Source organism: Alkalimarinus coralli (genome assembly GCF_023650515.1).
Taxonomy (GTDB): domain Bacteria; phylum Pseudomonadota; class Gammaproteobacteria; order Pseudomonadales; family Oleiphilaceae; genus Alkalimarinus; species Alkalimarinus coralli.
This window is the reverse complement of record NZ_CP096016.1, coordinates 1,627,293-1,642,734: the sequence shown is the minus strand read 5'-3', so window position 1 is coordinate 1,642,734 and position 15,442 is coordinate 1,627,293. Positions and strand designations below refer to the sequence as shown.

Below are 15,442 nucleotides of genomic sequence, written 5' to 3'. Positions count from 1 at the left end.
ATTCAGAGCTGCTTTTCCCTTTTTTTATATTTATGGAGCCTAACTAGTTAGAGCCCATCCAATTGCTTATGGAGCAATCGTAATACTGGCAACTTCCGAAGGATCACTCTCAGTCCCATTTGTGTCCGTAGCCGTAACGGTAAAGAAGTAGTCACCATAATTATTCATTTCCAATTTATAGCTTCTTAATGTTGGATCATCGACAATCACACTATTGCTTAGCGAGCCCTGTGATGTTCCATAATAGATAGTGAAACTGGCTATTTCATCCTCAGAAAGCGTCGTGCCATCTGTTCTTGCGCTGGGTGCCTCCCATACCACGTTAACACTGTAGGTAACGGGGGTGATGACTGGGTACTCAAGCGGGTTACTTGGGTCTGTCTGCTTTAAATACTCATCCAGGTTGGTATATCCATCGCCATCCATATCAGTTAACGAGTCCGCAGAATCTAATGGATTGAGCGAATAAATAACCTCGTAGCCATCGGGCATACCATCGCCGTCACTGTCAGGGTCTTTAGGGTTGGTCGCGGCATAAAACTCTTCTCGCGCAGTGAGCAGATCCTGATCGGGGTCAGATGCTGAATCTGATGCATTTGAAGGGTCTAACCCGTATGCAATCTCCCAGCTATCGGGCAGCCCATCTTTATCAGAGTCTACACTCGCAAAACCATCTCTATAGCCAAGGTCATAAACGGGTTTGACTAAAGGGTCGTATGCTTTCCCGGTATAACCAAACTCTAAAGGAGATTCCTCTGGGGGAGGGGTGGGGTCGGGCTCAACCACTTTATCAGAATACGTTACCATTAACTTTGGCGCGCCACTGGTGCTGCCGTTATATGATTCTGCAGTACGGGTTCCTGAGCCCGTAATGATATAGACAATGTAGTTGCCGCTTTTCCAGCCGGGTCTATCAATCACTTCCTGTGTAATGCTTGCCAAGGATGGGGTTCGCTGACCCGATCCTGACTCGCTTCTATTATTCCAGGCAGGTGGTGTCCAATTTACTGAGTTGCTCGTTTTCTTACGATTGCTGATATTGTTGTCGCCCCCCTTGAATATTGGTGCATTATCGGAAGCTTCGGCATAAATTTTAAGTGATGTTGAGACCGTATCGGTTTCGTCTGCAGTAAACTGAATGGTTGCATCTTGTATTTGTTTGCCTTGGGGCACATTGAGCTTAAACCTAAGGCCAACGATTTGCTTCATATCCCGGTCAGTTGTTAGTTCCAGGTCACTGCTACCAAGCACTACTCTGCCGTCAGGCCGCTGTTCCGCATCGTCGTCAGACGTTGAAACTTGCGATGTTACATCTGTAACACCGCCAGCAGCACTGGGCGGCAGAACATTTGGGTCGAACTCTTCAGTGGGCTCAAATAGTGCGCAACCCGTTGTAAACGCAACGTTAACACCTAAGATGAGAGATAATATTTTCTTCATTTCTACACCCATCAAAACGTTTGGAACCTAAAAATTGTCCAGCCCACAAGCCAAATCTGCTTCCGTCTCTTTCTGTAAAGATAGTTAACTTTTTGTATAAATCCACTTAGATTTGATCATATTTTGTACAGTTATTTTTTACGCTAATAAAGTGAATTAATATACTCATTCGCGATAGATTCGAAGGTATTTTCTGCGATTGTCAGTTTTTTTTACAGCTATAAAAGGGTGAAATCAAACAGTAATAAAAGTGTGATGAGTGTCACAAAAGATCATTTTTTACACAATTTAACAACTTAGGATCGTTTTATTAAGCGAACTGACATACAAGAGATAGCGACGATTTTTTTTACTAACCGTTCATATTTGCTGATCTCTTTGCTGACTTCAGGTTTCAACAAACACTCATAATTGATCATAAAATGTACAGTTTTCTTTGGTTGGTACAGAAATAGCGTAGCTGCATAGGCTAACGCAAACCATAGTTAAACGGAGTTAAAACTCATTAGGAGTTGTAACGTAGGGAGGCATAAACGTAGGGAGTTTTAATAAAAACGAGAGCGTTTTTCACGGCGTTATGAGCGAAACAAAGACAAGGCAAAAAATGACGAAAAGGCGCAGTATATATTTAATATAGTCCCGGTCGACCCAGGAGAGCGCACCATTTTGAGTCATTTTTTAACGCTGTATTTGTAAGCGCAATAGTCGTGCGAAACCCTCTATAAAAATAAAGAAGATAGGAAAGGGATATGTACTACGATCAAACCTTATCTATTTCTGATGCCCGTCCAAAGCGTTTATTGCAAGACCACATATCGTTATTCGTGTGGCTACAAGTGCTGATTGATAATGCCGTTGCGATACTGGTGCTCTATGGCGTTGTTGTTGCCCAAGGGGAGTCGTTCAGCAAAGAACATAGCCTATTAGCAGTTATTACTGTGCTCCTGATGTGGATGGTATATCGAAAAAATGGCGTGTATCGCTGCTTTATAGGCCATTTAAAAAGCCTGTTTACACTTGGTAGGGCGTGGGTGTCTGTTTTATGCCTGCTCGTGGTGATTGGGTTTATTACCCAAAGCATAGAATCTTTTTCAGCGAATACATTTTTACTTTGGGCGGCGCTTGCCTTTGCAGCCCAGGTCGGAACCTATTTAGCGTCAACCTCGATCATTAAGGCGTATCAGAAACATGCTATTGCGGTGGAGGGAGACCTTCATGTGCTTGTAATCGGCACCAGCCATCTTGCGCACCACCTTACGAATAAGATCAATAGTAATATTTGGCTTAGAGATCATGTTGTTGGCGTTATCGGTGAAGGGAGTGTTACTGATAAAGATGGTAAAGAATCTGATGAGAACTGGGACGTAAAAGATGTGCCTGTATTAGGCAACATTAACGACCTCTCGTGGGTGATAAACCGCTATAAAATAAAAAAAGTCTATATCGCGCTCCCAATGAACCATGTGCAAGCACTGAGTTCCATCAACCTTATGCTTCTTAATAAAAACATCGATGTGATTTGGGCGCCGGATGTTTTTGGCTTGACGTTGCTCAATCTGAATGTCAAAGAGATTGCCGGCGTGCCACTGATATCACTGTCTGAGTCGCCACTTGGCGGGGTGCAGGCGCTGGCAAAAGAGGTGATCGATAGGTCGCTTGCGTTTATTGCGCTAATTATCTTGTCACCACTTCTTCTGCTCGTTGCCTTACTGATCAAAATAACGTCGCCCGGCCCTGTATTTTTCAACCAAAAACGCCATGGCTGGGAAGGAAAGGTGATAACTGTCTGGAAGTTCCGAAGTATGTATCTCCATAAGGATGATGGTTGTAAACAAGCCACCCGCAATGACCCCAGAGTCACGCCGATTGGCCGCTTTATTCGCAGAACAAGTATTGATGAGCTTCCACAGTTGTTTAATGTGCTTAATGGCAGTATGGCACTAGTAGGCCCAAGGCCTCATTCGGTTGAACACAACTACTTTTTTCATAAAAAAATTGAGGCCTATCTGGCCAGACACCGCATCAAACCGGGTATTACCGGGCTTGCCCAAACCAATGGCTGCAGAGGTGAAACCCGAACAGTGGCGCAGATGCAAAAGCGGGTCAACTACGATTTCGCCTATATAAACAACTGGTCAATTTGGCTGGATATAAAAATTCTAATTAAGACTGTATTTATATTATTTACTGATGATGCGTACTAGACGCTGTTGTCAGATGGGAAGAGTGTGGGTAGTCTGCATGGTTTCCTAACGGAAGCTCAGTAGGGAAGAAAGCTAAGAGACATCTGATTAAATCAGATTTTACGAAGCATCCGGGATCATTACGCAAGCAACCCCTTTAAAAGATGGGTGTTCAGCACGACTATAGGGTGCGCCACGCGCACCAGTGTCAGCAGTTCCTCCACTGTATTTTTAATGTATCCATATTAACTATTCATATACTATCGCTTTAGCGTGAGATAGAGGTGGTCGCTATTGTTCGTGATTCCTGCGCATTTAACCAGGTAATTGAAAGTTTATCGTTATACCAATTAATGTCGGTGTCATAATGTGTGCCGTTAGAACGGAAAAAACTCAGGAACAATGTTGATTACAGTCAGACTGTAGGCGACCGAAATAGGTAAACCAACCTTCAGATAGTCAATCAGCCGGTAATTGCCAGCGCTATACACGATAAGGTTGGTCTGATACCCATAAGGAGAGAGAAAACTAGCGCTAGCACCGTAAAGAACTGCCATGATGAAAGGCAGCACGGACACGTCAAACCCTTGAGCAAACCCCAACGCAATGGGAAACATCACCGCTGCTGCGGCGTTATTGGTGATAAGCTCTGTCAGAACTAACGTAAGCAAATACACCGCAACAAACCCTGCCCAGACGGTTACCCCGGGCGCAGCCAGCAATACAAGCTCGACTAATTTGGCGACGGCGCCGGTCGATATCGCCACTTGAGCCATTGCTAGTGCAGACCCTACTACGAGTATCAGCTGAAATGGAAACCTTCGTCTGACGTTACCCGGTTTGAGTATCTTGGTTACCAAAAGCAGAATGGAAAACAGCAGCAAGCTTTCAGGTAACGACAGAGAAGTGAATGTCCCCACCAGAATAGCAACAGGGAAGCCAATAGCCATCAGCCACATCTTCCAGCCATTAGTAGGGGGCACACCGTTCTTGGAGAGTATATAAAAGTTTTGAGATATGTTTTTGCGCATCAGGAAGTCATGGCCGGTGGCAAGCAGTAAAGAATCACCGGGTTGAATTCGATGTACGCCCATTTTACCAGATAACTGCTTGTCACCCCGTCTGATTGCAACAACCGCAGCATCAAACGTGGCTCTAAAATCGCAATCTTTAATTGACTTGCCAATAAAGTTAGCCGTTGGGCTAATAACAACCTCGACAAGATTGCGCTGCAGCACTTCGATTGATTCATCAAATAGTGTTAGGCCGGGAAGTTGCATAATGTCATCAAGCTTCTTTACTTCACCGGTAAAAATAAGAATATCGGACGCTTCAATCAACTCGTTGGGCGAAACAGGTGAAATCAGTTGATCCCGCCTGATAACTTCAATCAGAAACAGGTGTTCAAGGTTTCGCATACCATTTTCGAGTACCGTCTTGCCGATCAGGGGAGAGTCATCATTGACTTTCGCCTCGACAAAGTAGCGCCTGCCATCTCGCATAACGTCTTTATCGTTACTCAGAAAGAGGTAAGCGGTTAGCACGACTAGCGGAATGAGTAAGCAGAGCAGAATAAGACTGGGCACAAAGAATGAAAACAGATTAAAACCAGGCAAGCCTTGCTCCACCATTAAGCCATTAATAATCAGGTTCGTCGAAGTACCGACGAGGGTTAATGTGCCACCAATAATGGCCGCGTAAGAAATTGGAAGCAGTAGCCGGTGAGCAGACAGTTTACTGTTATTTTTGATCCCGCTGATCAAAACACTTACAACAGCTGTATTGTTTAGCAAAGCAGAGAGTAATGACGTCGTCAGCAGTGCCTTTAAAATCCCAATAAAGCCTTCACCGACGCAATTTCTTACCATCATGCTAATCATGCGGGTACGCTCAAATGCGGTAGAGATAATAATGAGTAGTACCAGTGTGACAAGTGCAGGGTGTGTATAGCTATTGAGTAGAGGTTTAAGCTCGATAAGGTCTGTAACTAAATAGGAGAGTCCACCTGCGCTGAAAAGTACAGCAGGGTTCACTTTGGTAAAAATAAGCCCGAGTATTAAAAGAATAGAGACTAAGGCTACGATTAGCTGCTCGACAGGCATCACATCGCTCAAAAAATATAGTGATGCCGTGTTAGAAAATCAATTATCTTTATGACGCATTCGTCGGTAGAGTAAACGGCCGTATTTAATGTGAGTTCCGGGTTTTCTGGTGCCTCATATTCTGAATCAATCCCGGTAAAGTGTGGAATAATTCCGGCCCTGGCTTTCTTATACAGCCCTTTAGGGTCTCGTTGCTCGCACACCTCCAGGGGTGTATTCATGTGAATCTCTATAAACTCACTTTCTTCAACTAACGAACGAGCGATATCTCTATCGCTTTTAAAAGGGGATATAAAGGCCGTCATCACTATCAACCCGGCATCAACAAACAGTTTTGACGCTTCGCCGATTCGCCTGATATTTTCGACACGGTCCTCGTCCGAAAAACCCAAGTCTTTACTCAAACCATGGCGGATGTTGTCTCCATCTAATAGATAAGTATGATGGCTATCAATATAGAGTTGTTGTTCCAGCGCATTTGCAACGGTTGATTTACCCGAGCCGCTTAGCCCGGTAAACCAGATGAGGCAGGGCTTCTGTTTTTTCTGTTCTGCTCGGTCTTCTTTTGATATATGGTGGTCGTGCCATACAATATGTTTCATATCGATACCCATCTGTTAGACAAACAGTATGATTACAGAAACGCCGAGAGTTTATGGAGTATGAAAAGGATCGTTATTTTTATTAGGTAACTACCTTACTTCAAAAATAGTTTAGAAGGACAAGTATGTAAAGATGACTAAATAATAAGATTACTATTAGTATAAGCCTCCTTTTTATTATGCAAACATGCACATGTTTACTGGAACCAAAATGACTGAGACGCCCAGCGATAAGCTACTTGATTACGATAAAAATCATATTTGGCACCCTTATAGCGCCATCGGTGCTGATCACCCTCTGTGGCGAGTCACATCAGCCGACGGAGTCAAACTTAAGCTGGCAGATGGAACCGAATTGATTGATGGCATGTCTTCATGGTGGTGCGCAATTCATGGCTACAATCACCCGGCAATGAACGAAGCGCTGCAAGCTCAATTATACAATATGTCACATGTCATGTTTGGGGGGCTTACTCATGACCCTGCTATTAAACTGGCAAAGTTGTTAGTTGATTTGACTCCAAAAAATATTGAAACCGTCTTTTTTTCAGATTCGGGCTCTGTTGCCGTTGAAGTGTCGATGAAAATGGCGATTCAGTACTGGCACGACAAACAACAACCCGGAAAACAGCGTTTTTTAACCGTTAGAAATGGCTACCACGGCGATACATTTGGTGCCATGTCGGTGTGTGACCCCGTTACGGGGATGCACTCTCTGTTTTCTGAAACGCTGACCAAACAGTATTTTGTAGAAGCCCCTCAGTGTCGCTATGAAGACGAGTGCACAGAACAAGATATCGAACCAATGAAGCAAAGTCTTGAGCGTCACCACTCTAACATTGCAGCGGTGATTATTGAGCCGGTTGTTCAGGGGGCAGGGGGTATGCGCTTTTACTCACCCGATTATCTCAAACGGGTGCGAGAGTTATGTAATGAGTATGGCGTCCTGTTAATTCTGGACGAAATAGCGACAGGGTTTGGCCGCACAGGAAAAATGTTTGCTTGCGAACACGCAGATATTGAACCCGATATTATGTGTGTAGGCAAAGCACTCACGGGTGGGTACTTAACCCTGGCTGCAACTATGACCACGAGAGAAATCAGTGAAACAATAAGCGGCGGTAATCCGGGGTTGTTTATGCATGGCCCAACCTTTATGGCGAACCCACTTGCATGTTCTGCTGGAGTAGCCAGTCTTGAGTTGTTGCTAGATTCAGACTGGCGTAAAACGGTTAAGAATATTGAGACTCGTTTAGCCGATAACCTTGCGGCTTGCAATGAGTTGAGTTGCGTTGAGGATGTGCGCGTCCTTGGTGCCATTGGCGTCATAGAACTTAAGGAGCCGGTTGAGCTGTCTGAAATTCAGCCCAGATTTGTAGAGCAGGGGGTTTGGGTGAGACCGTTTGGAAAACTGGTTTACCTAATGCCCCCTTTTATAATTTCTGATGATGATCTGGATTTTCTCACACAGGCGCTGTACCGAGTTCTGAGTGACTCATGCTAAAAGGGAGATAGCCTGGTGCCTTACTCTTCGGCTTCGCTTAAGCGTAGCCCCTTTTTCAGGTAGGGCTGAATATCAATACCAAATGCGCCGTTAGGGTGCACATCTTTTAAGCGTATGGGATTACCGTTGTCGTCAGTAGGGGTTTTGGCGAGATCAATAATGACCTCTTTGGATTTTATGCCGTGTTTGTCAATGAGCCGAAGTATCTTGGGTTTTAGTCGGTGCTCATTGTTAGATTTTATGATGATGCCCACTTCACCAGAAGTTAACTCCGCGATATGCCCGGTAGGGTAAACCCCGATCAATTTGATAAAAAGGTCTGCGAGTTCAGGGTCAAAATGCACGCCTTTCTCTTCAAATATAATTCTTAGTGATTCAAGAGAAGACATCGCAGACTTATATACACGTACTGATGTCATCGCATCATAAGCATCGACAATACAAACGATTCTTGCAAACCGGCTGATTTTATAACCTTCAAGCTTTCTAGGGTAGCCGCCACCATCGATGCGCTCATGATGAGTATAGGCAACATCAACAGCTATGGGCGGCACGCCAGCTTGCGATATAAGGATGTTTTTACCGTGAGTAGAATGGCTTTTCATAAGCTCGAACTCTTGTGCGGTAAAGCGGCCAGGTTTATTCAACACTTCATTAGGGATGCGAGTCTTACCAACGTCATGAAGAAACCCACTAATACCCAGCTCAATAAGCTCTCCTTCAAGCATACCCAGCTCTCGACCAAGTGAAACCGCAAAAACACAAACCCTTAAGCAGTGTTCGGCGGTATATTCGTCTTTATTTTTGATAAGAGATAACCATTGCATGGCATTGGGGTTTCGTAAAATGCTGCCTACAATGTCCGTCACAACTGATTTAACTTCGCTTATATTAAATGAACGTCCAAGTTTTACCGTAGCGAAGATATTAGAAATTAAGCGCTTGGCTTCATTAAAAGTCGCCCCGGCTTTCTCAAGCTCACGATATGCAGGGACTTTGTTGATATACGTGATTTTCTGCTTTTCAACGGTACGAACCCGCTCTTTGCCAGTGGATAGCGTGACCTTTTGTTTTTCTTCCCAGACCTCTTTTTCGGCTTGGACAAAAACAGTTTTACACAACGCCTGTAGCTCCTGAATGTCCTGCTTGTCATACAGGTAAAAGCCCTGATAAATAAAAGGCGTTTCCTCCCAAGGGCAATCTAATTTAGATACGTACATTCCAATTTCCAGGTCAGCAACTGGAATCTCTACCAATACTTTATTCGAGACTTTCATTTTTAGTGAATTCTACCTGTACAACTGAGAACAATATTTTTATCCCTGTTTTAGTTATAACCTATTTTTAGACTTTAACACCCTTTGATGGTGTGAATGAGTCCATTACTTCCAGATAATTGCCTCTTGCATATAGCGCAGGGGAGGCGGCATTGTCATAACTTAGACTGCCTTTTAATTGATCAACTGATTGATATTCCTTTTCCTCCATCCAGAACCGCAAGTCTTTAATAATGCGCCCAATAACCTCATGACCTTGCTGCATTAACACACTGCAAAGATAAACCGCATCAGCCCCTGCCAATAGTGCCTTGGCGATATCGTTGTAACCATGAAACCCGCCTGTCGCAGCAAGAGACAGTTTTAACTGACTTTTCAACAGGGCAATCCAACGAATCCGCATAAGTGACTCGATGGGCGAAGAGAGCTCAATTGTAGGGCTGAGTTCCAGTGTATTAAGGTCTATATCTGGTTGGTAGAAGCGGTTAAAACAAACGATTCCCGACGCGCCCTGTTGTTGAAGGTTTAGCGCAAAGTTGCTCAATGAGGAAAACTGCGATGAAAGCTTTATCGTTACAGGTACCGTGACTTCATCATATAGACGGGCAACGATGCTTAAAAAATCACTTTCAACATCTGCCGCTGTTCTTTTCGAGTCTGCTTCTATCGAATAAAGGTTTAGCTCAATTGCATCACAGCCCGCCGTCTGTAAGTCGACTGCACAATCGACCCAGCCACTCGGAGTAATCCCGTTAATACTGCCAACAACCGGGATTTCAAGCGCATGTTTGCATTGGTTGATTAGCGATACGGTTTTATCCAAGTGGGACAGATACTGATCAGGAACCGGAAGAAAGCTATCAGCCTCATGGTGGCCTATGTCCTGATGGTCCAGAAAACGAGTCATATGTTGCTGCTCATGTATCAGCTCCTCCTCAAACAGTGAGGGTAGTACAATGGCAGCCGCACCACTGTCTTCAAGCCGCCGGACACTATCGATATTATTGGTGAGAGGACATGACGAGGGAACCAACGGATTTTTTAATGGTAGCCCCAAATACGTCGTCGTTAGATCAATCATGGCTCGTCTCCTCGGTATTTGGGGTGTTTGGAGTGGCGTGTTTCGTAGTCGCCTCAGGGACGATAACGGACTCGTCCGACTTTCTGTCGGGATCTGAAGCTAACGCCAGGTATTGCTCGTAACGGCGGTTAATGTCATTTTGAGCTTGAGTGTTAAAACGTTCCGCTTGTTCAGGGTGGGAGTGCTTAAGCATACTAAACCGAGCTTCAGTTTTGGTAAACTCACTGTAAGCCAGTGCGGGTTTTTTCGAGTCCAGATGTAGAGGGTTTTGGCCTTCGTGAGATTTTCTCGGGTCATAACGAAACAGAGACCAATGCCCGGAATCAACCGCCATTTTCTGTTGTCGATGGTTATTAACCAGATCAACACCGTGAGCAATGCAGGGGGAGTAGGCGATAATCAACGACGGGCCGGGGTAAGACTCCGCATCAATAAATGCGCGTAATGTTTGTACATCCTTAGCGCCATATGCCACGTGAGCCACATAGCAGTTCTCATAAGTCATGGCGATTTTGGCCAAGTCTTTTTTAATCGTTGGTTTACCGGATGCCGAGAATTTTGCCACCGCGCCTTTGGGTGTTGCTTTGGAGGTCTGCCCGCCTGTATTAGAATAGACTTCTGTATCCAACACCAGAATATTGACATCTTTACCTGATGCCAGCACATGATCGACACCACCAAACCCAATATCATAAGCCCAGCCGTCACCGCCAATAATCCAAATGCTTTTTTTGCTTAGCGCATCAGCTACGCTCATTAGTTGCTCTGACTGAGGCGATTTTATTTGGGTCAAATACTCCTTAAGCTGTGAAATGCGTTGTCGCTGCTCAAATATTCCAGCTTCATCTGATTCATCGGCGTCTGCAATATCCTGATAACAATTTGGAGGTAACTCAGTGCTCATTTTCTTGAGCAAGGCTAATGCGAGCTGCTTCTGCTGATCACTCGCAATTCGCATCCCTAACCCGAATTCTGCATTATCTTCAAACAGTGAGTTGTTCCATGCAGGGCCGCGCCCTTCAGCATTTTTACTCCATGGCGTAGTGGGTAAGTTCCCTCCATAGATTGAAGAGCAGCCGGTTGCGTTGGCGACTAACATTCTATCGCCAAACAATTGAGTCGCCAGACGTATGTAGGGCGTTTCTCCACAGCCCGTGCATGCCCCGGAAAATTCGAACATCGGTGGCAATACCATGGCTCCTTTCATGGTGGTTCGTTTGGCATTCGTTATATCCCAGTCAGGCAGTGACTGAAAAAACGCCCAGTTTTCTTTTTCTTGCTGTTTGATCTGCGCTTGCGGAACCATGTTGATCGCTTTTCGTTTAGCCTGGGTTTTATCTCTTATAGGGCAAATATCGACACAGAGAGTGCAACCGGTGCAATCTTCCGGCGATATCTGATAACTGATATTCACCCCTTGAGGGTAATCCTTGCCTTTAATCTGTACCTGCTTGAAAGAGGAGGGGGCATTAACCGCCGCGTCTGCTGCGAATGCTTTGCTTCGGATAACGCTATGAGGGCAAACAAACACACACTTACCACAATGAGTGCACAGTGTCTCATCCCAAAGGGGCAACTCTAACGCGAGATTACGCTTTTCAAGTTTCGCGGTGCCACTCGGAAAAACACCGTCATCAGGAAGCAAACTCACCGGAATAAGGTCACCCTCCCCAGCAATGATTCGTTTTGTCACATCATTGATAAAGTTATGTTCTTCTTCAGAAACTGAGTGAGTCGGCTGAGTATCAAGGGCCGCGGCAGATAACGCTTGTTTGTAGTCAACCTCGTAAAGCGCGTCAACCGTGTTGTCGATGGCAGTAAAGTTAGTTTTGGTAATGTACCGGCCTTTTTTACCGTAAACTTTTTCAACTTGCGTTTTAATGGCTTGAATCGCGTCTTGCTGAGGTAAAACATTTGAAATTGCGAAAAAACAGGTCTGCATAACAGTATTAATTTTGCGACCCATACCGCTAAGTTCAGCAATTTTGTAGGCATCAATGGCGTAAAAACGGATGTTTTTTTCAACCACAGTTTGCTTAAATTTGCTCGGCAGCGATTGCCAAAGCTGGTCTTGCGGCATTGAGGTATTTAATACAAACACCGAACCTTTCGCCGCATATTCAAGCACATCATATTTATCCAAAAACATAGACTGATGGCACCCTACGTAGTTGGCAGAATGTTTAGCAATCAGATAGCTGGATTTAATGGGTTGAGGCCCGAACCTCAAATGCGAAATAGTAACCGCCCCTGACTTTTTGGAGTCGTAAACAAAATATCCCTGCGCGTATATGGGGGTATTTTCACCGATAATTTTTATGCTGCTTTTGTTCGCACTAACCGTACCATCTGCCCCTAACCCGAAGAATACGCACTGCGTTGTTTGCTTATTAGCATCCGTATTAAAGTGCTCATCCCAGTTTAGGCTAGTATGTGTCAGGTCGTCATAAATACCAATAGTAAAGCCATTCTTCGGGCTGGGCTGCTTCAACTCATCAAAAATAGCCTTGACCATCCCCGGTGTAAACTCCTTAGAGCCCAAGCCATAACGACCGCCTATCACCTTTGGAATGTTGAAATGTTCATCTTGAGTGGTTTGTGAATGGAGCATTAACGCGGAACAGATATCTTTGTAGAGAGGTTCCCCTTCGGCCCCAGGCTCTTTGGTTCTGTCTAATACCGCCAACGCTTTGACTGAAGACGGCAGCGAATCGATAAACATCGAGCCAGAGAACGGACGGTATAGACGAACTTTGACCAAACCGACCGATTCGCCATTGCTTATCAGCTGATTCACTGTCTCTTCGACGGTTTCAGCCCCTGACCCCATCAATACAATAATGCGCTCTGCATCATCGGCCCCTATATAGTCAAAAGGTCGATAGTGTCTGCCAGTGAGCTCGCCAAATTTGGCCATTTGAGCCGCCACGACGTGTGGAAATTGTAAATAGCGCTCATTAACCGTTTCTCTACCTTGAAAATACACATCCGGGTTTTGAGATGTACCACGCACATCCGGGTGAACCGGAGACATCGCTCTTTCGCGAAAACTCCGTACGAAACTTAACGGAATCATCTCTTCGATCACTGCATCGTCAATTGAAGTAATCTTCGAGATCTCATGAGAGGTGCGAAAACCATCAAAAAAGTGAACCAGGGGGATTCGACCTTCGAGGGCAGCAGCTTGAGCAATTAAGGCCATGTCCTGTGCTTCCTGCACAGAGTTAGACGCGAGCAAGCCAAACCCTGTCGCCCGTGTTGCCATCACATCGCTGTGATCTGCGAATATCGATAATGCCTGCGCGGCCAGTGAGCGGGCCGCCACATGAAAAACGGTAGGGGTCAGCTCTCCGGCAATTTTGTACATGTTTGGGATCATCAGTAACAACCCCTGTGAAGCGGTAAAGGTGGTGGTTATTGACCCTGCTTGTAATGCACCGTGAATAGCTCCAGCAGCGCCAGCTTCACTTTGCATTTCAATAATTTGTGGGACGCTGTGCCAGATATTGGTCTTCCCCATTGATGACCATGCATCTGAATGCTCTCCCATAGGCGAGGCGGGCGTGATGGGGTAGATGGCAATGACTTCATTGGTTTTATGGGCGATTCTTGCAACCGCCTCATTCCCATCAACGGTGATTGTATCGTTATCTTTCATGCCCACACTCCTGCTAATTAACACGAATGTGTAGCTTAGACCAACTATTAACCAAATAGCACCTATCTGAATAGCTAGTAAAATCTAATTATTTACATTAAATATACGACGTAAAATATTGTTTTAATTAAAATATTCGTTAATCATTTTGAGTAATGACTGCATGTTGAGTTGAAGAATATTTGAACGACAGATGACCTGCATCAGTTTTACATTACCGGTGACAGGGGGAGGGGTTAAGAAGAGTCACCGGCTATCTGCCTATAACCGGGTTGCACATAGTAATGCGGCTGACCTTAAGTTAAATAACTAAATATCAATTAGTTACAGAATATATTTAATGTTTTATATCACGCTATAACTAGCAAAGTTATTCTATCTCTTGTTCCTGCTTTTTTTGCTCTTCGGCTTCTAGAGCTGCTCGTTCTGCCTTGGATATATAGCGCACCTTGTTTTTGGGCTGCTTTTTAGCGTTTTCCTTTTTAACCAGCTTTTTAATCGTCTGTTTTATCTTCTTTTTTCGGTTCATCTTCGTCTCGTATTTCTTTATGCTGTACTCAGTTGTCTATGTTTATATAATGCATAGTTTAAACCAGTCCGTCTTATAAAGCTCTAGTATAGATGTAGTCGGATGTTGAGGTTCACTCACATTGAAGAGCGCCCACCACATATTCTCAAATTGAGGTAACCAGCAGCCTATGGATGAAGGTGCATTAGTCGACGATGCGTTAAACGATCACCAAGCATTTAGAGTGTTGGTTGAACGTTATTACTCAGTCATGATGGCCGTCGCCACGTCCATCATTGGAGACTCGCTGGCTGAAGAGGTTGTACAAGAGGCATGGATTTCCGCATATCGCAACCTTGCTAAATTCGAACATCGATCAAGTCTTAAAACCTGGCTTATTTCAATTGTTTCAAATGAGGCGAAAAGCAGGTTAAGAAAGGAAAGCAAAACCATCTCTATCAGTGAACTCACTCAGGATGGCAGCGACGAGTTTTTTAGCCGCTATGGAAGTGACGGGCACTGGTCAAAGCCCCCGTCAAACTGGCACTACGATACGCCCGATGCACTGCTAAGCAATCAGCAATTTTTGAAGTGCTTGAACAAATATATGGCCAAATTGAGCGTGCAAGCCCGCGCTGCTTTAACGTTAAAGGACATGCATGGCATTAGCCTTGACGAGATATGTAACATCTTGGACGTTACTGCGTCTAATGTAAGAGTACTGATTCACCGCTCAAGGCACAAAGTATTCGAACATATTGAGAACTTTCAGGAGACAGGAACGTGTTAACCTGCAAAGAGCTGTCAGCGCTGTCAGATGAAATATTGGAAGGGTCGCTCCCGTTCAAACAGAAAGCGTCGGTCAAGCTTCATCTGGCAATGTGCAAGCACTGTCGCCGTTATCTAAACTATCTTAAGTTAACCGTTGATATGATTGGTAAAAATGAAGGTCACTCAGCCACGGGTTGCAATAGTGACGTGTCGAGCGCTGAGGGTGTTAAAATCGATCAAATCATGAGACGCATAGATAAAGAAGTCTTAAAAAAGTGACGCCCTAACAATCTCCCATCGAGATTATTAGGGCAAA

Annotated in this window: 11 protein-coding genes; 4 read left to right on the top strand and 7 right to left on the bottom strand. The window is 44.7% G+C overall.

From position 1 onward, the window contains the following. Window positions 1-66 precede the first annotated feature (66 nt). Window positions 67-1,440 carry a CREC-EF hand family protein gene (locus MY523_RS07305; protein ID WP_250658127.1) on the bottom strand — a complete coding sequence of 458 codons (1,374 nt, stop codon included), beginning with the start codon at window positions 1,438-1,440 and terminating at the stop codon, window positions 67-69. A 749-nt stretch (window positions 1,441-2,189) separates the two neighbouring features. Between MY523_RS07305 and MY523_RS07300 the strand changes: the two genes are divergently transcribed. After that, the gene (locus MY523_RS07300; RefSeq protein WP_250658126.1) at window positions 2,190-3,644 is read left to right on the top strand and encodes an undecaprenyl-phosphate glucose phosphotransferase; all 1,455 of its coding nucleotides are present in this window, start codon (window positions 2,190-2,192) and stop codon (window positions 3,642-3,644) included. 356 nt (window positions 3,645-4,000) lie between these two features. On the opposite strand, the gene MY523_RS07295 is transcribed toward MY523_RS07300, so the two are convergent. Next, window positions 4,001-5,728 (bottom strand): SLC13 family permease, encoded by a 1,728-nt coding sequence (locus MY523_RS07295; protein ID WP_250658790.1) that lies wholly within the window; start codon window positions 5,726-5,728, stop codon window positions 4,001-4,003. Between the two features lie 5 nt (window positions 5,729-5,733). After that, the gene (gene cysC, locus MY523_RS07290) at window positions 5,734-6,327 is read right to left on the bottom strand and encodes an adenylyl-sulfate kinase (protein WP_370301439.1); all 594 of its coding nucleotides are present in this window, start codon (window positions 6,325-6,327) and stop codon (window positions 5,734-5,736) included. 211 nt (window positions 6,328-6,538) lie between these two features. Between cysC and bioA the strand changes: the two genes are divergently transcribed. Further along, window positions 6,539-7,831: an adenosylmethionine--8-amino-7-oxononanoate transaminase gene (bioA, locus tag MY523_RS07285; RefSeq protein ID WP_250658125.1), complete on the top strand. Its 1,293-nt coding sequence runs from the start codon at window positions 6,539-6,541 to the stop codon at window positions 7,829-7,831. Between the two features lie 20 nt (window positions 7,832-7,851). Here the strand turns inward: bioA and MY523_RS07280 are convergent, their stop codons facing one another. The 4 genes from MY523_RS07280 to MY523_RS07265 all read right to left on the bottom strand — a co-directional run bounded on the left by MY523_RS07280 (window position 7,852) and on the right by MY523_RS07265 (window position 14,376). Continuing rightward, the gene (locus tag MY523_RS07280; RefSeq protein ID WP_250658124.1) at window positions 7,852-9,108 is read right to left on the bottom strand and encodes a cyclic di-GMP phosphodiesterase; all 1,257 of its coding nucleotides are present in this window, start codon (window positions 9,106-9,108) and stop codon (window positions 7,852-7,854) included. A 67-nt stretch (window positions 9,109-9,175) separates the two neighbouring features. Further along, the gene (locus tag MY523_RS07275) at window positions 9,176-10,189 is read right to left on the bottom strand and encodes a dihydroorotate dehydrogenase-like protein (RefSeq protein ID WP_250658123.1); all 1,014 of its coding nucleotides are present in this window, start codon (window positions 10,187-10,189) and stop codon (window positions 9,176-9,178) included. Next, a complete protein-coding gene (gene nifJ, locus MY523_RS07270; RefSeq protein WP_250658122.1) occupies window positions 10,182-13,847 on the bottom strand; it encodes a pyruvate:ferredoxin (flavodoxin) oxidoreductase in 3,666 nt (1,221 codons plus the stop codon). The genes MY523_RS07275 and nifJ overlap by 8 nt, the downstream gene beginning before the upstream one ends. Before the next feature lie 370 nt (window positions 13,848-14,217). Further along, window positions 14,218-14,376 (bottom strand): DUF2986 domain-containing protein, encoded by a 159-nt coding sequence (locus tag MY523_RS07265; RefSeq protein WP_250658121.1) that lies wholly within the window; start codon window positions 14,374-14,376, stop codon window positions 14,218-14,220. A gap of 169 nt (window positions 14,377-14,545) precedes the next feature. Here MY523_RS07265 and MY523_RS07260 point away from each other — a divergent pair, with 169 nt between their 5' ends. Together MY523_RS07260 and MY523_RS07255 are read left to right on the top strand one after the other, a co-directional pair. Beyond that, window positions 14,546-15,145: an RNA polymerase sigma factor gene (locus MY523_RS07260; protein ID WP_250658120.1), complete on the top strand. Its 600-nt coding sequence runs from the start codon at window positions 14,546-14,548 to the stop codon at window positions 15,143-15,145. Beyond that, window positions 15,139-15,405: a zf-HC2 domain-containing protein gene (locus tag MY523_RS07255; protein WP_250658119.1), complete on the top strand. Its 267-nt coding sequence runs from the start codon at window positions 15,139-15,141 to the stop codon at window positions 15,403-15,405. Before MY523_RS07260 ends, MY523_RS07255 begins: the two co-directional genes overlap by 7 nt. Window positions 15,406-15,442: the final 37 nt, after the last annotated feature.

Bases quoted from the DNA above. Each gene is read 5' to 3' on its own strand.
- MY523_RS07305 (WP_250658127.1), bottom strand. From the start codon at position 1,440: ATGAAGAAAATATTATCTCTCATCTTAGGTGTTAACGTTGCGTTTACA.
- MY523_RS07300 (WP_250658126.1), top strand. From the start codon at position 2,190: ATGTACTACGATCAAACCTTATCTATTTCTGATGCCCGTCCAAAGCGT.
- cysC (WP_370301439.1), bottom strand. From the start codon at position 6,327: ATGAAACATATTGTATGGCACGACCACCATATATCAAAAGAAGACCGA.
- bioA (WP_250658125.1), top strand. From the start codon at position 6,539: ATGACTGAGACGCCCAGCGATAAGCTACTTGATTACGATAAAAATCAT.
- MY523_RS07280 (WP_250658124.1), bottom strand. From the start codon at position 9,108: ATGAAAGTCTCGAATAAAGTATTGGTAGAGATTCCAGTTGCTGACCTG.
- MY523_RS07275 (WP_250658123.1), bottom strand. From the start codon at position 10,189: ATGATTGATCTAACGACGACGTATTTGGGGCTACCATTAAAAAATCCG.
- nifJ (WP_250658122.1), bottom strand. From the start codon at position 13,847: ATGAAAGATAACGATACAATCACCGTTGATGGGAATGAGGCGGTTGCA.
- MY523_RS07265 (WP_250658121.1), bottom strand. From the start codon at position 14,376: ATGAACCGAAAAAAGAAGATAAAACAGACGATTAAAAAGCTGGTTAAA.
- MY523_RS07260 (WP_250658120.1), top strand. From the start codon at position 14,546: ATGGATGAAGGTGCATTAGTCGACGATGCGTTAAACGATCACCAAGCA.